The sequence below is a fragment of the Curtobacterium poinsettiae genome (assembly GCF_025677645.1).
Classification (GTDB): Bacteria; Actinomycetota; Actinomycetes; order Actinomycetales; family Microbacteriaceae; genus Curtobacterium; species Curtobacterium poinsettiae_A.
Genome location: NZ_CP106879.1, coordinates 2725193 through 2744814, shown reverse-complemented (window position 1 = coordinate 2744814; position 19622 = coordinate 2725193). Strand labels below are relative to the sequence as shown.

Here is a 19622-nt window from a genome sequence, read left to right as displayed (position 1 = left end):
TGGACATGCTCGAGTTGGTGAGACCGCAGACGGCGTTGTACGAGGCATGGGCCGAAGCGCATGCCGAGTGGGGGTCGGGCGTGCACGAGGACGGTTTCGGGATCACCGCCCACGACGACGTCGGCGACGAGGACGGCTTCCGCGCCTGGGTGGGCCGACTGCACGCCAGACCCGGGGCGCTCTGGTGGATCGTCGAGGACGGCCGCGTCCTGGGCGGGATCGCGCTCCGGGCCCCGGGAGACGCGGCCGGCGTGCAGCGATTCGGCCACGTCGGGTACGGGATCCGCCCGTCGGCGAGGGGCCGGGGCGTGGCGACGTGGGCGCTGGGCCAGGTGCTCGCGCACGCCTCGCGCGTCGGGATCGACCCGGTGGTCGCCGTCTGCCGCGATGACGACGACGGCTCCATCGGAGTGTTGGAGCACTACGACGCCGTCCTGTTGTCGACCGAGCGCCGCGGGGGCGTGCGGCTGCGACGGTACGCGATCGCCAGGTCGCACCGCAGGCCCGGATGACGAAGCGCCGCTCACCCGGGGCCGGGGCGGGGTGCGAGGCACGCGGAGAGGGACCGTGACCAGCGGGGCGGACCCACACCGGGCCTCCCGGTCGGCCGAGTCGGACTCGCGCCGGTAGGATCGATGACCATGGTCGAACTGGACTTCACCGAGCAGCTCTCCGCCCTTCGCGAGACCTTCGGCAACATCCGCTCGGTGGTCGACGTCGACCGCCTGCAGCGTGAGATCGCCGACCTCAGCGAGCAGGCCGGGGCCCAGGACCTCTGGGACGACGTCGACCACGCGCAGCAGGTGACGAGCGCGCTCTCGCACCGCCAGTCGGAGCTGAAGAAGATCACCGACACCGAGCAGCGCATCGACGACCTCGAGGTGCTGGTCGAGATGGCGAACGAGGGCGACGACCAGGAGTCCGCCGACGAAGCGCTCGCCGAGCTCAAGGCGATTCAGAAGATGATCGGCGACTTCGAGGTGCAGACGCTCCTCGACGGCGAGTACGACGACCGTCCGGCGGTCATCACGATCCGGGCCGGCGCCGGCGGCGTCGACGCGGCGGACTTCGCCGAGATGCTCCTCCGCATGTACCTCCGGTACGCCGAACAGCACGGCTACAAGACCACCGTGATGGACACCTCGTACGCCGAAGAAGCGGGCATCAAGTCCGCGACGTTCGAGATCGACGCCCCGCACGCGTTCGGCACGCTGTCGGTCGAGGCCGGCACCCACCGCCTGGTGCGGATGTCGCCGTTCGGTGCCGCGGGCAAGCGCCAGACGTCCTTTGCCGCGGTCGAAGTCATCCCGCTCATGCCGGAGACCGCGGTCATCGACATCCCCGAGAACGACATCCGCGTCGACGTGTTCCGCTCGTCGGGCCCCGGCGGGCAGTCCGTCAACACGACCGATTCCGCGGTGCGCCTGACGCACATCCCGACCGGCACCGTCGTCTCGATGCAGAACGAGAAGTCGCAGATCCAGAACCGTGCGGCCGCCATGCGCGTGCTGCAGTCACGCCTGCTCCTCCTCAAGAAGGAAGAGGAGAACGCGAAGAAGAAGGAACTCGCCGGCAACATCACGGCGAGCTGGGGTGACCAGATCCGCTCCTACGTCCTGGCGCCGTACCAGATGGTCAAGGACCTCCGGACGGAGCACGAGGTGAACAACCCCTCAGCCGTGTTCGACGGCGATCTGGACGGCTTCATCAACGCGGGCATCCGCTGGCGCAAGCAATCCGCCGCCGAGTAGGGGTTCGTGAGCCGCGCGCCTCGCTTGCTTTCCGAGCGGGGCGACCTACCCTGATCCGGTCATGATCAAATTCGACCAGGTCACCAAGGTCTACTCGGGCAACCCGAGTCCGGCGCTCGACAACCTCACCCTCGAGATCCTCAAGGGCGAGTTCGTGTTCCTCGTGGGCGCGTCCGGTTCCGGCAAGTCCAGCTTCCTGCGCCTCGTGCTCAAGGAGGAGAAGCCCACCAGCGGGCAGATCCACGTGCTCGGGCAGCGCCTCGGGTCCCTGGCATCGCGGAAGGTCCCCTACTTCCGCCGGAACCTCGGCGTGGTCTTCCAGGACTTCCGTCTGCTGCCGAACAAGAACGTGTTCGACAACGTGGCGTTCTCGCTGCAGGTGATCGGCAAGAGCAAGGGCTTCATCAGTGAGGCCGTGACCGACGTGCTGAAGCTCGTCGGTCTCGCCGGCAAGGCCACCCGCATGCCGCACGAACTCTCCGGTGGTGAGCAGCAGCGCGTGGCCATCGCCCGCGCCGTCGTGAACAAGCCGGCGATCCTGCTGGCCGACGAGCCCACCGGGAACCTGGACCCCACCACGTCCGCCGGCATCATGGCGCTCCTCGAACGCATCAACCAGGGAGGCACCACCGTGCTGATGGCGACCCACGACGCCAGCATCGTGAACCAGATGCAGCGTCGGGTCATCGAGCTCTCGAACGGCACCGTCCTGCGCGACGAACAGTCCGGCGGCTACCAGACCCAGGCCGTCCCGATCCAGCGAGGCACCGTGTCCAACACCACCGGCATCCAGACGATCCCGGGGCTCATCCGATGAGGCTCGGGCTCGTCATGTCCGAGGTCGGCTCGGGCCTGCGGCGCAATGCGTCGATGGTCGTCTCCGTCGTCCTCGTGACCTTCATCTCCCTGACCTTCGTCGGTACGGCGATCCTGCTCCAGATGCAGATCAACCAGATGAAGGGGTACTGGTACGACCGGGCGCAGGTCGCCGTCTACCTGTGCACCGACACCGACACCACGGGCAACTGCACCGGCGCGAAGGCCACCGCGGACCAGCGCGAGCAGGTCCAGGCGCAGCTCGACTCGTCGACGCTCAAGCCGTACATCGAGAAGACCTACTACGAGAACCAGGACCAGGCATTCACCCGCTTCAAGGAGCAGTTCAAGGACTCGGCGGCGACGGAGTTCGTCAAGCCGGAGTACCTGAACGAGACCTTCTGGGTGAACCTGAAGAACCCCTCGCAGGCCGACGTCCTGGTCGAGAGCCTGTCGAAGGTCGCCGGCGTGCAGAGCGTCGTCGATCAACGCGGGTACCTGCAGCCGATCTTCAACCTGCTCAACGCCTCGTCGTACACGGCGATCGGCATCGCGGCGCTCATGCTCGTGGCGGCGGTGCTGCTCATCGCGACGACGATCCGCCTGTCGGCGTTCAGTCGACGGCGAGAGCTCGGCATCATGCGGCTCGTCGGTGCGTCGAACCGGTTCATCCAGACACCGTTCGTGCTCGAGGGGGTGATCGCCGCCGCCATCGGAGCCGTCCTGGCCGGAGGCGCGATCACCGCCGTGGTCTGGTTCTTCGTCCGGAACTTCCTGGCGGAGCGCTTCACCGGCACGGCGTTCATCGGCATGGGCGACGCGGCCATCGTGGTCCCGGCGGTGATCGTGATCGGGGTGCTCCTCGCCGCGGCGTCGGCGTCGATCGCCATCCGCCGGTACCTGAAGGTCTGACGCAGCCAGCATCCGCGAACGGGCGGCGCGCCGGGAAGGTGCGCCGCCCGCTTCGTGTTGAGTAGTCTGTGGGGCTGCGCGGAACCACCCGTGCAGCGCACTGCACCGGTCACCATCGAGAGGAGTCGTCATGGCGAAGGAACGCGGGGAGAAGATCGTCGCGACGAACCGTCGCGCCCGGCACGACTACCTCATCGAGGACACGTACGAAGCGGGCATGGTCCTGTCCGGCACCGAGGTGAAGTCGCTGCGGATGGGGCGCGCGTCCCTGGTCGACGGGTACGCCTACATCGACGGTGGCGAAGCGTGGATCGACGCCGTACACATCCCGGAGTACACCGAGGGCACGTGGAACAACCACTCGCCCCGACGGAAGCGCAAGCTGCTCCTGCACAAGCAGCAGATCGTGAAGATCTCGCACAAGACTGCCCAGGGCGGCTACACCCTCGTGCCGCTGCAGATCTACTTCCACGACGGTCGCGCCAAGATCGAGATCGCCGTGGCGAAGGGCAAGCGCGAGTTCGACAAGCGTCAGGCCCTGCGCGAGAAGACCGACAAGCGTGAGGCCGAGCGGGCCATGCGCACCCGGAACCGCGTCGGCGAGTAGCGCCGATGCGCCTCCTCGGCTAGACTGAGGGACTGCTCCGACAGGAGCATTGGCAACTGAACAGCGTGACAGCGGCTCGCACGTCCGGCCCGCATGGGGATGATCGGTTTCGACATTGCCTGTGTGCCGACGGGAAGCGGGCCGAGGACCCACGGTTATCTCGTTAACGATCCGTGGAAAACAACAAGTGCCAATTCCAAGCGCACTGACTTCGCTCTCGCTGCGTAAGCAGCCCAGCACATGAAGTCCGTCGGCCAGGTGACCGTCTTCTAACCTGATCCCGGCGTCATCCAGAGGACTTGCTGCACGGTTGCGCCTCAGGGCCGTGCGGGACTTGCACTGAGACTGGGCCCGTCGTCCTAGAAGCCGGTAGCAAAGGACGGGGCCGAGCAGAACGAACCATCCGGATACGCCCGTAGAAGACGTCGAATTGCAGCGATGGACGGGGGTTCGATTCCCCCCATCTCCACCATTCGCCGGACGACGAGCCGCTGTCATGCTGCGCCACCTGAACGCCCCGGCACCGTCCCCTGGACAGTGCCGGGGCGTTCGCTGTTCCGCCACGTCCGAGGACTACGCTCCGGAACAGGCGCGCAGAACACGCTCGCGTCGAACCCGAACGAGAGGTCAGCACGTGGTGCAGGAGATCGCGATCCGTGTCCGTCTGCGGGAGCAGGAACGAGTGGTGCTCAGCGAGTACGAGCGGATCGTCGGCTCCGTCGCCACGGTCGCCGCCCTCGCCACATGGCTGCCGAACCCCGACACCCGCCTGGTCGTGCGCGGTCGTGGTGCCGAACCGGTGCGGCTCGAGACCGTGACGTACGGCTCGGTGGTCGAGATGCTCGTCGTGCTCGACCAGCGCTCCGCCGGGGTCGAACGTGCCGCGGCCGCCATCGCCGCGCTCATCGAGTCGGTCCGCCACGAGCACGTCGCCGACGACGTCTCCGGCGTCGCCGGGGAACTCGATCGGCTCGACCGCGCTGCCCCGCGCGGGCGTTCCACCGTGGAACGCGCGCTGCGCACGTTCCTTCAAGGGGCGCGGTCCGACGTCCTCGAGCGCAAGACGACCACCCGGGTGCGGACCGCGCAGGCGTTGCTCCGACTGGCCGAGGCGGACGCGGTCCTGTCGGTCGAGCGGGTCGCCGATGCCCTGGCACCGGTGCTCGAGGAGCACGCGGTCGACGTCGAGCTGGACACCGGCTCGGCAGTGGTCGTCGAGCCGATCGACGGGGTGGAGTCGCCGGAGGCCGTGTCGGCCGTCCTGCCGCTGCCGGCGGGTGCGAGCAAGGCGAAGTCGAAGAAGCAGGACGACGAGAAGAAGAAGTCCAAGAAGAAGTCCAAGAAGGACGACGACGAGAAGAAGTCCAAGAAGAAGGACGACGTCAAGAAGAAGTCCAAGAAGCAGGACGACCTCAAGAAGAAGTCCAAGAAGCAGGACGATTCCAAGAAGTCCAAGAAGCAGTAGCTCGCAGCCGCCCCGCTAGAAGTCGAACAGGTTCGCCCGGATCCCTCCGGCGCCGTACTCCCGTCGCAGGAGCCCACGGCGCCGGAGCACGGGCACCAGGTCGCCGAGCATCCGGTGGATCTGCGCCGGGTGCAGGTCGCCCGAGAAGATGATGCCGTCGTTGTCGGCGTCGCTGCCGAGCTCCTCGATGAAGTCCGCGAACTCATCGGCGGTCCCCACGAAACCCGAGCGTGACCGGATCCGCCCCTGCCGCGCCTTGCGGGTGAGCAGCTCGCGCAGCGGTGCGTCCGGGGTGTCCCCGAGCAGCCCGCGGATCGTGCCGGCCGAGACGTGCTCGCCGAAGGTCCCGTCGGGCACCGGTGCGTCCAGGTCCAGCGCGAGCAGGTCGGTCTCGGAGTCACTCGACCACGCGATCGCCGCCGCACGCAGCGCGTCGTCGGAGGGGTGCTCGGATGCCGCGACGATGCGGTCGGCCTCCTCCGGCGAGGACACGATCACGGGCTTGAGCACGAACAGGATCCGCAGGTCCGCGGTCGACCGCCCTGCGGCTTCCGCAGCCGCGAGCACCCGGGCGCGGTAGTCCGTCACCGCGTCGGCGGACAGCGGCGCGAGCGCGAGCTGCACGTCCGAGTGGGTGCCAGCGAACGCGAGCCCTCGACCCGAGCCACCGGGGGAGACGACCACGGGGTCCGACGCCAGCGGCAGGGCGTTGAGCGGACCGTCCGCGGTGAAGTGGGCGCCTTCGTGATGGAACGCGTCCAGGGCGTCGCCGTCCGCGAAGTGCCAGGAGTCCGGTGCGCCGACGTACGCGTCACCCCACGAGTGCCAGAGCCGGCGGAGCAGGGTGATCCACTCCTCGGCGCGGTCGTACGCCTGGTCGTGCGGCAGCGGCGGCAGGCCGGCGTGCCGTGCGCTGCCGACGTCGGTGACGACGTTGATCCCGAGCCGGTCCGAGGACAGGTGCGCCAGGGTCGCGAACTGCCGGGCCGCCAGGTACGGCGGGGTGATCCCCGCGTTGACGGTCGGAGCGATGCCGATGTGCGAGGTGGCGGCGAACAGGTACGGGGCGAGCAGCAGAGGGTCGTGCTTCGGGCCGCCGTACGCCTGCCGGATGCGCAGGTCGAGGGTCGCGGGGGAGCCGAGCGAGACGGCGTCCTCGGCGATGACCAGGTCCATGCCGGCCTGCTCGAGCGTCCGGACGGACTGCTGGTACAGGTCCGGTTTCGTCCAGTCGTGCCCCCAGTCCCAGTCGGACCGTCCCCACGCCTGCGGGCCGAAGCCGCGCGAGAAGAAGTACCCGAAGTGCTGCAGCTCGGCCATTCAGCGCTCCTGCCGGTCGAGGGCCTGCCCACCGACTGCCGTGCGGTGCGCGTCCGACGCTCCTCGCGCCTCCAGGCCGGTGGCTGCGTCTGCGGACCGCACCGCGGCGAGCCCGCGTTCCAGGTCGCGGAGCAGGTCCGCGACGTCCTCGATGCCGACCGACAGGCGGATCAAGCCGTCGTCGATGCCCTGCTCGGCTCGCTCTTCCGGCGTGCGGCCGGCGTGCGTGGTGGTCGCCGGGTGCAGGATCAGCGAGCGGACGTCGCCCAGGTGTGTCATCCGGCTGAACAGCTGCACGGCGTCGATGAACGCCCGCGCGGCGGCTTCGCCACCGGCGAGCGTGAAGGCGAAGACGGACCCTGCTCCGCGGGGCAGGTAGCGTCGGGCGAGGTCGTGGAAGGGACTGGAGGCCAGGCCCGCGTGGTCGACGCTTGTCACCTCCGGCTGCTGGTCCAGCCAGGACGCGACGGCCAGCGCGTTCGCGCAGTGGCGTTCCACACGCAGCGACAGCGTCTCGATGCCCTGCCGGAGCAGGAACGCGTTGAACGGGGACGGCGCCGGACCGATGCGTGCGGCGACGACGTCGCGGGCGAACACGGCGAACGCCCGGTTGCCGTACCGCTCGACGTAGCTCTCGCCGCCGAGGGACCGTTCGGGGCTGGTCAGGTGCGTCCAGCGCTCGGGGGCGGCGGTCCAGTCGAACCGGCCGCCGTCGACGACCACGCCGCCGAGTCCGGCTCCGTGCCCGGACAGGAACTTCGACGCCGAGTGCACGACGATGTCGGCACCGTGCTCGACCGGGCGCACCAGGTACGGCGTGGCGAGGGTGTTGTCGACGATCAGCGGGACGCCGGCGCGGTGCGCGGTCTCCGCGACGCCGGTGATGTCGAGGACGTCGTTCTTCGGGTTCGGGATGGTCTCGGCGAAGAACGCCTTCGTGTTCGGTCGGACCGCGGCGGCCCAGGCGTCGAGGTCGCGGGCGTCGGTGACGAAGTCGACCTCGATGCCGAGCCGTCCGAGGTTCTGCAGCAGCAGCCCGCGGGTGCCCTCGTAGATGCTCCGGGCGCTGACGACGTGGTCGCCGGCCTGCAGCAGACCGAGGAACGCCACGGCCGCCGCCGCCTGGCCGCTGCCGACCAGGATCGCCTGGACACCGCGTTCGAGCAGCGCCACGCGACGCTCGACGTCGGCGTTCGTGGGGTTGCCGAGGCGCGTGTAGGTGTAGCCGTCGTCGGTGTCGGCGAAGCGGTCGCGGGCCTGGTCGAAGTCGTCGAACAGGAACCCGGAGGACATGTGGATCGCGGGGACGCGGGCGCCGTGCCCGGCGTCGGGCACGAAGCCGCCGTGTACCTGCTCGGTCGCGAAGCCGTGGTCGTCGGTCGCCATGGGACACCTCCGGGGGTCGTCTGGCGGTAGCCTCGCAGCCCCTCGGCGCGGACTGGCGATTGCGGCCCCCGGTTACGCGAGCAGCCTCAGACGAGCGAGCGGACCCCGGTGGCGACGGTGTCCCAGACCTGGAGCAGCGGCTCGCGCGCCAGCCACACGGCGACGGCGTTCACGACGACGAACAGCACGAACCACAGGGACGCCGGCACCCGCATCTCGGCCGCGGCGATGTGGAAGTCGGTCTGTACCCGGGCGCCGGTGACCAGCCAGCGACCGACCTGCACCACGGAGCGCAGGCCGTCGACGACGAAGAACGCCCCGACGGCGGCGACCACCAGGACGGTGGCCTCGGACGGGCGCAAGGCCACCCACAGGGCGAGCGCGTCGAAGCCGAGCACGACGAGCAGGCCGAACCAGTTCCGGACGAACGCCAGCGCCACGAGCCCGATGATCGCCAGCACCACCACGGGCAGCCAGCGGGAGCCGTGCAGCACCCCGGTCACCAGGAGCACCCCCGCCCACAGGGGTGCGCTGTAGCCGGCGTACAGGTTCAGGATCCGGACGAGCCACCGGATGCCGCCGGGCACCCGGCCGAGCTGGACCCAGGCCTCGCCGGACCCGTCCGGGTGCAGCTCGATCCGCTGGATCCGCCCGCCGAACGGCACGACGACGATCGCGTGCCCGACCTCGTGCGCGATGGTCGCGGCGATGCGGGCCACCCGGCCGACGAACGGCACGAACGGCAGGACGGCGCCGACGAGGAGCGCGACGAAGACGAGGGGCGGGGCTGCGGTGGTCAAGTGACCAGCATCGCAGCCCCGCCCAGGAAGACCCTGCGGGCTCGGCGTCAGGGGAGCACGGGCGTCGTCAGCACCACCGTGACCAGGACCACGGTGCCGGCGATCGCCAGGGCGGTGAGGACGGCGAGGAAGACCGTCAGGCGGTTCACGCGTCGGCGCCCGGCTATTCGACCGTCACCGACTTCGCGAGGTTCCGTGGTTTGTCGACGTCGCACCCGAGCTGCAGGGCCAGTTCGCGGGCCAGCATCTGCAGCGGTACGACGGCCTCGAGCGGACCCCACGGCGCGGTCATCGCACCCCAGGCCAGGTCGCCGGTGCCACGGCGGCCGAGCGCGGGGATGTCCGCGGACTCGCCGCCGATCGTGATGACGAAGCCGCCACGGGCCCGGACCTCGGCGATCGCCGACCGGATCTTCGGTTCACCGTGGTCGATGACGACCACCGGGGTGCCGTCGTCCACCAGCGCGAGCGGCCCGTGCTTGAGTTCGCCGGCTGGGTAGGCCTCGGCCCAGCGGTAACTGAGCTCCTTGAGCTTCAGGGCGCCCTCGGCGGCGTACGGCAGTCCGGCGCCGCGGCCGAGGAACAGGAAGCCCGTCGCCTCCTTGACACTCGACACCAGCAGCGGCATCCGCTCGGCTGATACCCGCGCGGCGTGCTCGATCCGTGCCGGCAGGTCGAGCAGCTCGTCGACGAGCACCTGCGCGCGCGACGGTTCGATCCGGCCGGAGGCGACCATCGCGGAGATCATCGCCGCGACGCCGACGACGACCTGCGCCGTGAACGTCTTCGTTGCGGCGACACCGATCTCCGGACCGGCGTGGCAGTCCAGCACGGCGTCGGCCCGTCGGGCGAGCGAGGAGTGCATGTTGTTCGTCAGCGCGAGCACCGGGTGGCGGTCCTCGAACCGGTCCAGGGCGCGGAGCACGTCAGCGGTCTCTCCGGACTGGCTGATCGCGACGACCAGGGTGCCCGGACCGAGCACGGCCTGGTCGGCCTCGCTCGCGACGACGATGTCGGTCGGCACGCCGCCGATCCCGCGCAGTGCGGTCGCGATCACCTGGCCCGCGTTCAGCGACGTGCCGCAGGCGACGATCGCCAGCCGGTGGAAGCCGGCCAGGCCGAGGCCCACCCACATGCTGCCGTCGGCGGTGCGGCGGGTCACCCGGTCCAGGATCGTCGCGACGACGTCGGCCTGCTCGTCGATCTCCTTCGCCATGTGGTCGGTGTGGTCGCCGAGGTCGAGCGCGGCGGCGGCGAACGGGGACGGCGTGGGGAACGGCACCGGCACCGTGATGCCGTCGGACGACCAGGTCCAGGCCTCACCGAGCTCCACGACGTCGCCGTCGCGCAGCGCCACGAACGTCTCGCACCACTCGGCGATCGCGCCGATGTCGCTCGCCACGAAGTCACCGCGGCCGGAGCGGGCGACGACGAGCGGCGAACGGTCCGCCGCCACGACCATGCGGCCGTCGCGGGCGTCCAGGACCACGATCGCCCACGAGCCCTCGAGCTGCGCCGTCGCGATCTGCACCGCGAGCATCAGGTCCGGGTCGACCGCCAGGGACCGCTCGACCAGGTGCGCGATGACCTCGGAGTCGACGTCGGACCGGAAACGGTGGCCCTGGGCCTCGAGCGTCTGCCGCAGCCGCTCCGCGTTCTCGATGATGCCGTTGTGCACGATCGAGATCCGGCCCGTGCAGTCGGCGTGCGGGTGCGCGTTCGCCTCGCGCACGGCACCGTGTGTGGCCCAGCGGGTGTGACCGATGCCGACGCCGGTGAGCGCGTCACCCGAGCGTGCCGCGACGAGCGTGCGCAGGTCGCCGACTCGGGAGACCGAGCGGATGGTCTCGGTGCGGCCGACGGCCGTCCGGACGGCGATGCCGGCGGAGTCGTACCCGCGGTACTCGAGTCGTTCGAGTCCGTCGAGCAGGTAGGGGGTCGCGTCGTCAGACACGCGGGCCGCGATGATGCCGCACATCGGCTGTCCCTTCGGGGGAACGAGGGTGGGTGGAACGGGGAGGTCGGGACTGGTGCGGCACCGACCGCCGTCGGGTCTGCCGCGCGTCCGGGGCCTCCCGGCCCGGGAACCGACGCCCGTCCTCGGATCAGGCGAGGACGGACGTCGGTGTCGTTGGGCCGAGGGGTTCGGGTACCGGACTCGGGTAGCGCGGGCTGGCCCCCGGGGGAGGGGCACGGCGGTCGGTGCAGGAGAAGCCTCACCCGCCGCCGACCGCACGGCAACACCCGTCGGACGCTCTTGCGGTTCCCCGCGTGCGGGGCACTCCGCGCTGCGGTCGCGTGCGGACTCCCGCAACCGCCGTGACAGCGAACGGAGGGCGCGCGGACAGGAGGCCCGGTACCAGCTGGTACCGGGCCTCCTGTGCGTCCTGTGGTGCGTCTCCTACGTGAGCAGCGCGACCAGGTGCGATCGCGACCGCGCGCCGACCTTGCGGTAGATCTGCGTGAGCCGCAGCTCCACAGTGCGCTGCGACATGAACAGCGACGAGGCGATCTCGCGGTTGCGGTACCCCTCGGTGACCTTCTGCACCACCGCACGCTCCTCGGCGGTCAGCGACGTGAGCACCGCCGACGCGTCGGGGGCACTGCGCGGCGTCCCGGGGAACGCCGGCGAGAGCGCCGGTGCGGACCGGATCGACGACGAGCCCGTGCCGAACTGCGGCATCGCCGCAGCCGGTGCCGGCGTCACCAGCGGTCGACGCAGGCCGGCCGCCTCGTACGCCGCTGCGGCCGCCGCGCCGAGACGCGGACGTTCCGCCGGGTTGCCGACCGCGGCCAGCGCGGCGAACGTGCGAGCCCGCTCGTACTGCGAGTCGTGCGGCTGGAACAGTTCCAGCGCGCGGCGACGGGCCGGCTCGCGGGTGGTGTCGTCGGCGACGAGTGCGAGGCTCCGCGCCAGCACCAGGGCACCCCAGCGCCCGGGACGGGCATGGTGGTCCGCCGCCAGGCGGGCCGTGATCGTGCGCGCGTCGTCGATCCGTCCGAGGCGCACGTACGCCTCGACGAGGTCGCCGAGGTGTCGGAGCACCGCGGGGTTCCGGAGCGACCGACCGACGGCGTCGGCGGCCTCGAGCGCGGTGGCGGCCTCGTCGAGGCGGCCGTCGAGCAGCAGGACCTTGCCGCGGAGCGCGTGCAGCTTCGCCGTGGCTCCCCAGAGACGACTCGTCGATCGGTGCTCGAGGCACCGGTCCACGACGTCGAGCGCCTCGGCGGAACGGCCCTCGGCGAAGTGCCGCCACGCGACGGCGATCGCCCGGGAGGGCTCACGCAACCGCTCGGCGACGGACGAACCGGATTCCCACACGTCGATCGCGCGGAGCGCCTGCCGGAAGTTGCCGGAGCGCACCTCGTTCTCGGCCGTCAGGTAGCGGGCCGCCTCGGTCCACACCGCCGCGGTCTCCTGCCCCCGGGCGAGCACGAGTGCGAACACTCGTCGCGCGCTCCGGTAGCGCTCGCCGATGCTCAGCGCGTGGGCGAGGAGCAGCAGGGCCGGGTCCGACATCGCCACGAGCTCCGACGTCGCGAGCCCGTCGTGCAGCTCGGTGTCGGGCGGAAGTACGCCGTCCACGGCGGCGATGAGCTCCCGCGCGGTCGTCGCGATCTCGAGGGTGTGCGCGGACGCCGACCCCTCGAGCGGTTCGATCCGGTGCAGCAGGTCCTTGGCCTGGTCGAGCTCCCACGCCTCGGCGCGGAAGCACGCCACCATTGCCATCAGCCCGGCGACGGCGTCCACCTCGGCCGGGTCGGTCGCGTCGACGGGGACGAGCAGCTCGTCCGCGTGCACGGCGTCACCGCTGAGGTACTCGGCCGAGTACTGCAGCCGGAGCCGACGGACCTCGTTCGGCGTCGTCCGGAACGGACGGAGCGCCGCGAGGTACCGCGCGGCGAAGCCGAGCAGGCGCTTGCCGAGCATGGCCTCCGCGACCCCGAGGAGCGCGACGTGCTCGTCCTCGGTCCCGCCGCCGATGTGCAGGGCACGCTCGGTCAGCGCGATCGCGGCGTGCACGTTGCCGTCCACGACGTACGACCGTGCGGCTTGGAGCAGCGCGACCACGTCGGGGACGTCGTCGACGAAGCTCCGGTGCCACGCGGCCGACCGCGGGTCGGTCTCCGCGCTCGCCGCGGCGAGCGCGGCGTGTGCCGCACGACGGTCACGGGCGGGCATCCGCCAGTAGAGCGCGGAACGGACGAGTGGGTGCCGGACGGTGACGCTCTGCCCGCGGACGGTCGCGAGACCGGCCCCGACCAGGTCGTCCAGCTCGTCCCGGTCCCACGCCGTGGTCTTCGCGACGGGCACCAGGGCGAGCTTCGCGAGGACGTCCAGATCGCGTCCCGCGGCGGGCCCGAGCGCGAGTGCCGCGATGGCCTCGGTCGTCGGAGTGGGTCGGAGCGGGAGCACGATCGGCTCCGCGCCGGTGAGCTGCTCCCGGGTGAGCACCGCGAGCTGTTCGCGGAGCGCGCCGGGGTTGCCACCGGTCTCCGCGGCGAGGACGGCGAGGACGCCGTCGTTCGCCTCGGCCGGTGCCATGTCCCGGGCGAGGACCAGGGCCTCGTCCGCGGCGAGCGGTTCGATCCGCAGGGTCGGCAGGGCCGCGAGCGGACCGTCCGACGGCACCGAGCGGACCGTCGCCACGACGCGCAAGGCGGTGCCTGCGAGCCGTCCGGCGAGGAACGCGATGAGTTCCTGGCTCTCCGCGTCCATCCGGTCGAGGTCGTCGATGAGGACGAGCGTCGGCGGGAGGGTCAGAGCGTGCACGGCGTCGAGGAAGTCGTGCGCCGCCGCCAGCCCGGCCGTCACGGCGGCCGCGGTCCCGCCGGCTTGCAGCAGGTGGGCGATGTGTGCGGTCGCTCGAGGGTCGTCGAGCGCGGTGAACAGGGAGGTCACCCCGGCCAGTGGCCAACGGGATTCACTCCCGTTGACACCGACCCGGACGACGGGGAGGGAAACGCGGTTCGAGACCGCGTCGAGGACGCTGCTGCGTCCGGAACCAGGGTCGCCGACCACGACCATCGCGGACTCCCGTGGGAGCACTGCGAGGGTCGCGATCCGGTCGACCTCGAGACGTCGACCGGTGAGTGCCATGACTCACCGGCCTCCGGGTCCGGAGGCGGATGCTGCGAGGAGGGCGTCGGCGAACACGGGGGTCGCGGCGACGGGGCGCACGGAGGCGGACCGGACTGCTGCACGGCGGGTGACCGTGGCGGAGTGCGGACGAGCGGCGGCGACTGAGCGCGCGCCGGAACTGTCGTGGATTGGATGCGGTCGACGAGTGTGGGTGCACTCGGTTCCGCTCGGGAACGATGATGTCATCGTCTGTATCACCCCTCGGGTTAGGGTCTTCGGACGAACACGACCGGTCTGTTCCGCCGTCCGGATCTAGGGAATCCGAGCGCATCACGTGACCTGCCGTCTGGAGCACGATAACTCAGGTACCGGTCCACGCGGCGGACTCCCGCGAGCAGATGTCCAGAACGGTGCCCCCAGTACGGGGGGCCACGATGGGGGAGTGGCACCGGCCCTCCTGACCCCGATCCGGGTCCTCCGGACGCAACCGGGGTACAGGGCTGTCCGGACCTCGTTCGTCGTCGCAGGTGTAGCCAGGACGGGATGTCCAACGCCGAACCGACCGACGCCCGCCTCGATGACCGCACCCGGTGGCGGGCCTTCGGCGTGTGTGTGGCGGTGGCGGCCCTGACGATCCTCGACCTGTCCAAGGTGAACGTCGGGCTGCCCTCGATCGAGCAGTCCCTCGGGGCCACCAGCTCGTCGCTCCAGCTCATCGTCGCGGGGTACGCGCTGGCGTTCGGCCTCGCCCTCGTGCCCGCGGGTCGGCTCGGGGACTTGCAGAGCCGGCGCGTCATGTTCATCGTGGGGCTCAGCGCGTTCACCGGATCGAGCCTGCTGTGCGCCGTCGCACCGAACATCGAAGTCCTGATCGTCACCCGGATCCTGCAGGGCTTCGCCGCCGGGATCCAGATGCCCCAGGTCATCGGACTCGTGCAGCAGCTGTTCCGCGGGCCGGAGCGTGGCCGCGCGTTCGGGCTCTTCGGGGCGATGATCGGCATCTCCACCGCCCTCGGGCCGACCATCGGCGGTGGCCTCATCGCGATCGGCGGCGAGGAGTCCGGCTGGCGGCTGCTGTTCTGGATGAACGTGCCCCTCGGGATCGCCGCACTGCTCTTCGCCGTCCGCCTGCTGCCGAAGGGCGCCCAGGGGAAGGCGCAGGACCGCGAACTGGACGTCGTCGGCATCCTGTTGCTCGGAGCCGCCATCGTCACCCTGATGCTGCCGTTCGTGCTGACCAGCGGTGGTGGTGGTTCCGCGACCCGCTGGTTCTGGCTCGTCGGCTTCGCGGTGTTCCTCGTGCTGTTCGTGCTCTGGGAGCAGCGGTTCAAGCGGCAGGGCAAGTCGCCCGTGGTGCACTTCGAGCTGTTCCGGCTGTCGTCGTACCGCAACGGCCTGTCGATCGTGGCCGTCTACTTCGCCGCGCTGCCGGCGTCGTTCCTCATGGTCACGCTGTACCTGCAGGAGGGCCTCGGGCTCTCACCGCTGTTCGCCGGCATGGTGAGCATCCCCTTCGCCGCGACGAGTGCGGTGGGCTCGTACATCGGCGGACGGATCGTCGACCGGGTCGGGCGGGCGCTGGTCGTCGCCGGGCTCGGGATGGTCGTCGTCGGCTTCCTGCTGCTCATGGTCGCCGCCGTCGTCACCCCACCGGAGGTCACCCCGTGGGCGATGGCGGGCGCGTTCCTGGTCGGCGGACTCGGTGGCGGGTTCGTGGTGTCGCCGAACCAGACCCTGACCCTGGCCGAGATCCCCGTCGAGCAGTCCGGGGTGGCGGGGTCGATGCAGCAGCTCGGCCAGCGGGTCGGCACGGCGATCGGTACCGCGGTGGCGACCAGCATCTTCTACGGGATCGTGCGGAGCGAGGCGGCAGGGTCGGGTTCGGGCGGGTCGGGCGGGCGTCTCGACGCCTACCACGACGCCTTCCGCAGCGGCACGACGTTCACGGTGTCGCTGATGGCACTCGCGCTCGCGCTGGCCGGCGCGGACCTGGTGGCGCGTCGTCGCGCGGCGCGGCGGCCGGACGGGGAGTCCGAGGGCTCGGACGCCGCTGCTGAGTCCGCCGACCGGACCGGCGCGCCGGGGTCCGCCGATCGCGGCTGACCGGCCCGCCGACCGGGCCTAGGAGTCGCGACGGATGACCTCGACGACGGCATCGTGCACCAGGCCGTTCGAGGCGAGCGCGCTGCCGTGCCACGGCCCGGGATCGCCGTCGAGCGAGGTGAAGCGGCCGCCGGCCTCTTCGACGATGGGGACGAGGGCCGCGATGTCCCACGGCTTCAGGTCCGGTTCGCCGGCGACGTCGAGGACGCCCTCGGCCACCATCATGTAGGACCACATGTCGCCGTAGGCCCGGGTGCGCCAGACCCGGCGCGACAAGTCGACGAGTGGCTCGAGGCGGTCGTCGTCGTCCCACTGCTGGATGCTGTTGTAGCTCAGACTCGCGTCCCCGAGCTCGGCCACCCCGGAGACCCGGAGCGGTCCGTCCAGCGAGAACGCGCCGGAGCCCTCGGCCGCCCACCAGCGCTTGCCGAGGGCGGGCGCACTGACGACGCCGAGCACCGGGCGGCCGTCGACCGCGAGCGCGATGAGGGTCGCCCACACCGGCACGCCCCGCAGGTAGTTGGCGGTGCCGTCGATCGGGTCGACCACCCACTGGCGGTGTCCTTCGCTGACAGCCTCGGCCCCGGTGTCCGCCGTCGTCTCCTCGCCGAGGAACGCGTCGTCCGGTCGCTCGGCGGCGAGCCGCTCGCGCAGTGCCCGTTCGACGGCCTGGTCGGCGTCGGTGACGTGCGTGCTGTCGGCCTTCTTCGTCACGTGCAGGTCGGCGGCACGGAAGCGCTCGAGGCTGATCGCGTCGGCGGTGTCGGCGAGGGAGCGGGCGAAGTCCAGGTCGGCGCTGAGGTCCACGTCGCCCAACCTACCGTCGCTACGCGGCGACGACCTCTTCTTCCTCGAGCCGGGTGACCTCGCGCTCACGGGCGATGCGGGTCCGGCGGGCGACGAGTCCGTGCACGACGACGCAGAGCAGGAGCGCGGCGGCCAGCCAGAGGGCGAGCACGAGCGACGACCGGCCGAGCGAGGCGTCCGGGAAGTACTGCAGGTCCTGTGCGGCCTGCAGCCACGCGGCACCGCTCCAGAAGGTGTGCAGGGCGGCGAAGAACCCGGGCTGGAACGCCGGTTGGAAGATCCCGCCGGACGACGTGAAGTTCAGCATCACGAACAGCATCGTGAGGATCGGGGTCGTCCACCGTCCGAGCACGGGGTGGAGCCCGACGCCGAGCGCGACGATGATCGCGTCGTAGAGCCAGGCGAACAGGAACACCTGCCAGTGGTGGGTGGTGATGACGCCGTAGATCGGTCCGGCGACGATCACGCCGATGCCGGCGACGACCCCCGCGGTGGCGAGCCCGATGACCGCGGTCCACACGGCACGGAGCTTCGTCGCGACCGAGGCCACGGCGATCGCGGACGCGTACCCACCGACGCTCAGCGCCACGAGCAGGAAGAACAGCCCCTGGCCGGTGGTGTCCTGGTCGCCCGTCGGCACGACGTCGACGACCCGGAACGGCACGTGTTGGTCGTAGGCGATCGGCAGGAACACCTTCTGCGCTGCGCTCGCGGTGGTCTCCGACGCGGCGGTCGAGACGTAGAGCGTGGCACCCGCCGCAGTCGGCGCGTACACGGCGGCGAGGTCGCGGTCGCGCACCTGCTGCTCGGCCGCCTTCGTCGAGGCCACGACGTGGGCCACGAGGGCGCCGTTCGACTGGTCGGTCACGGTCTGGGCGAACACCTGGGTGGCCGCGCCCTGGCCGACGATGCCGACGGGCAGTTCCCGCGGTGCCGGGGCGTGGAAGGCACCGAGGTAGGCCAGGCCCATGCCTGCGGCCAGGAACAGCGGCACGAGGATGTGCGAGGCGAACGTCAGCAGCACGCGACCGAGCCCGGCGGGGCGCAGGACGCTGTCGGACCGTTGCGGCTTCGGGGCTCGTGCGGACTTGTGGGTGGGGGAGTGATGCGCGTGCGACGTCGTCGTCGTGCTCGGGGACGGGGCGTCGACAGCGGGAGTCGGCGCAAAGTTGTACTTTGCAACTTCAGACACGACCGCAACAGTACAACCTCGATGCGCGCTTGTCGACGCCGACCCGGTGCCGAGGCGTCGTCCGGTGCGCGGTTGCCCACTCGGTGCGAGGTGCGCGAGCCCGCGGAGTGCACAACCTCGCACCATTCGTGCGCCCCTCGCACGGTGCGAGGGGGGCGTCCGGAGTGGTCACGACGCACCGCGCGCCGATGCCCGGATGGTCACGAACTGTCGGGTGCCGCCGCGCCAGCCGACAGTTCGTGACCGCTCGACGCACACATCGCGGGATGTCGTGACCAGTCGGCCGACCAGCGCCGATCAGCACCGACCGCCCGGCCGACATCGCCCGGCGGGCTACTCGGAACCGGGGTCGGACGCGCCCATCCCGGTGAGCAGTGCCCGGAACGAGTCGAGCCGCTCGACGCCGGTCGGCCCGAGCTCCCCGTCCTGCACGCGGTCGACGATCTCCCAGTCGTGCGCCTGCGCCAGCGGGATGCCGTCCCGCGCGGGCAGCACCGGCACGGCGTGCGACGCGAACGCCCGGAAGACGTTCGCGGGGTCGACGTGCCCCAGGCCGAACGACCGCACACCCGGCGTGTCGATGATCCACCCGCCGTCACGGACCCGCAGCGCGATCGACGACGACGACGTGTGCCGCCCGCGGCCGGTCACGGAGTTCACGACGCCGATCGCGCGCGTCGACCCGGTCAGGGCGTTCACCAGGGTCGACTTGCCCACACCGGAGTGCCCGACGGTCACGGTCACCTTGTCGTCGAGGAGCTCGTGCAGCGCCTCGAACGGGACGTCGTCCGATCGGCTCGTCACGATCCGAAGGTCCAGGCACGCGAAGTGCGCCAGGAACGGGGCCGGGTCGGCGAGGTCGGTCTTCGTGATGCAGAGGATCGGGTCGAGCCCGGCGTCGAACGCGGCCACCAGGTACCGGTCGATCAGGCGGGTGCGCGGCTCGGGGTCGGCGGCGGCCACCACGATGAGCATCTGGTCGGCGTTCGCCACGATGACGCGCTCGACCTCGTCGGAGTCGTCGGCACTCCGCCGCAGCAGGGTGGTGCGCTCGGCGACCTTCACGATGCGTGCCAGCGAGCCCGGGTCGCCGGAGACGTCCCCGACGAGCGACACGTGGTCGCCCGTGACGACGGACTTCTTGCCGAGCTCGCGGGCCTTCGTCGCGGTGATGACGTGGTCGTCGATCAGCACGCCGAACCGCCCGCGGTCGACGTTCGTCACCCAGCCGACCGGGGCGTCGTCGTACGTCGGACGGGTCTTCGTGCGCGGTCGGTTGCCCTTCGGGTTCGGGCGCACCCGCACGCTCGACTCGTCGTACTGCCCGTACGGCTCGTCCGCGTCGGAGTCGTCGCCGTCGACGTCGTCCCACCAGCTCAT

At 71.0% G+C, this 19622-nt stretch carries 15 protein-coding genes and 1 other RNA gene; 8 read left to right on the top strand and 8 right to left on the bottom strand.

Annotated elements, in window-relative coordinates; translation table 11 throughout:
• Window positions 1-17: 17 nt before the first annotated feature.
• From OE229_RS13100 to OE229_RS13070, 7 genes are all read left to right on the top strand, one after another.
• The gene (locus tag OE229_RS13100) at window positions 18-512 is read left to right on the top strand and encodes a GNAT family N-acetyltransferase (RefSeq protein WP_262138379.1); all 495 of its coding nucleotides are present in this window, start codon (window positions 18-20) and stop codon (window positions 510-512) included.
• Window positions 513-641: 129 nt separating this feature from the next.
• Entirely contained in the window at window positions 642-1751 is a 1110-nt protein-coding gene (gene prfB / locus OE229_RS13095) for a peptide chain release factor 2 (protein WP_182065640.1), read from the top strand.
• Window positions 1752-1812: 61 nt separating this feature from the next.
• A complete protein-coding gene (gene ftsE, locus OE229_RS13090; protein WP_017888215.1) occupies window positions 1813-2568 on the top strand; it encodes a cell division ATP-binding protein FtsE in 756 nt (251 codons plus the stop codon).
• Window positions 2565-3479, top strand: coding sequence for a permease-like cell division protein FtsX (gene ftsX, locus OE229_RS13085; protein ID WP_027465852.1), 915 nt, complete (start codon window positions 2565-2567; stop codon window positions 3477-3479). Before ftsE ends, ftsX begins: the two co-directional genes overlap by 4 nt.
• A 130-nt stretch (window positions 3480-3609) precedes the next feature.
• Window positions 3610-4086 carry an SsrA-binding protein SmpB gene (gene smpB / locus OE229_RS13080; protein WP_027465851.1) on the top strand — a complete coding sequence of 159 codons (477 nt, stop codon included), beginning with the start codon at window positions 3610-3612 and terminating at the stop codon, window positions 4084-4086.
• A 95-nt stretch (window positions 4087-4181) separates the two neighbouring features.
• Window positions 4182-4558: a transfer-messenger RNA gene (ssrA, locus tag OE229_RS13075) on the top strand.
• 162 nt (window positions 4559-4720) lie between these two features.
• Window positions 4721-5551, top strand: a complete 831-nt coding sequence (locus OE229_RS13070; RefSeq protein WP_262138378.1) for a hypothetical protein — start codon at window positions 4721-4723, stop codon at window positions 5549-5551.
• 15 nt (window positions 5552-5566) lie between these two features.
• On the opposite strand, the gene OE229_RS13065 is transcribed toward OE229_RS13070, so the two are convergent.
• From OE229_RS13065 to OE229_RS13045, 5 genes are all read right to left on the bottom strand, one after another.
• Window positions 5567-6871, bottom strand: a complete 1305-nt coding sequence (locus OE229_RS13065; RefSeq protein WP_262138376.1) for an LLM class flavin-dependent oxidoreductase — start codon at window positions 6869-6871, stop codon at window positions 5567-5569.
• Window positions 6872-8257, bottom strand: a complete 1386-nt coding sequence (locus OE229_RS13060) for an O-acetylhomoserine aminocarboxypropyltransferase/cysteine synthase family protein (protein WP_262138374.1) — start codon at window positions 8255-8257, stop codon at window positions 6872-6874.
• An 86-nt stretch (window positions 8258-8343) separates the two neighbouring features.
• Window positions 8344-9057, bottom strand: coding sequence for a M50 family metallopeptidase (locus tag OE229_RS13055; protein ID WP_259578121.1), 714 nt, complete (start codon window positions 9055-9057; stop codon window positions 8344-8346).
• A 163-nt stretch (window positions 9058-9220) separates the two neighbouring features.
• Window positions 9221-11035 (bottom strand): glutamine--fructose-6-phosphate transaminase (isomerizing), encoded by a 1815-nt coding sequence (gene glmS, locus OE229_RS13050; protein WP_209135489.1) that lies wholly within the window; start codon window positions 11033-11035, stop codon window positions 9221-9223.
• Between the two features lie 423 nt (window positions 11036-11458).
• A complete protein-coding gene (locus OE229_RS13045) occupies window positions 11459-14158 on the bottom strand; it encodes a helix-turn-helix transcriptional regulator (protein WP_262138371.1) in 2700 nt (899 codons plus the stop codon).
• A 525-nt stretch (window positions 14159-14683) separates the two neighbouring features.
• Between OE229_RS13045 and OE229_RS13040 the strand changes: the two genes are divergently transcribed.
• A complete protein-coding gene (locus OE229_RS13040) occupies window positions 14684-16243 on the top strand; it encodes an MFS transporter (protein ID WP_262138369.1) in 1560 nt (519 codons plus the stop codon).
• A gap of 18 nt (window positions 16244-16261) precedes the next feature.
• Here the strand turns inward: OE229_RS13040 and hisN are convergent, their stop codons facing one another.
• The 3 genes from hisN to rsgA all read right to left on the bottom strand — a co-directional run bounded on the left by hisN (window position 16262) and on the right by rsgA (window position 19622).
• Window positions 16262-17050, bottom strand: coding sequence for a histidinol-phosphatase (hisN, locus tag OE229_RS13035; RefSeq protein ID WP_262138367.1), 789 nt, complete (start codon window positions 17048-17050; stop codon window positions 16262-16264).
• Window positions 17051-17069: 19 nt separating this feature from the next.
• Complete coding sequence (locus OE229_RS13030) at window positions 17070-18242, bottom strand: ABC-2 transporter permease (protein ID WP_262138365.1); 1173 nt, start codon at window positions 18240-18242, stop codon at window positions 17070-17072.
• 333 nt (window positions 18243-18575) lie between these two features.
• Window positions 18576-19622 carry a ribosome small subunit-dependent GTPase A gene (rsgA, locus tag OE229_RS13025; protein ID WP_209135498.1) on the bottom strand — a complete coding sequence of 349 codons (1047 nt, stop codon included), beginning with the start codon at window positions 19620-19622 and terminating at the stop codon, window positions 18576-18578.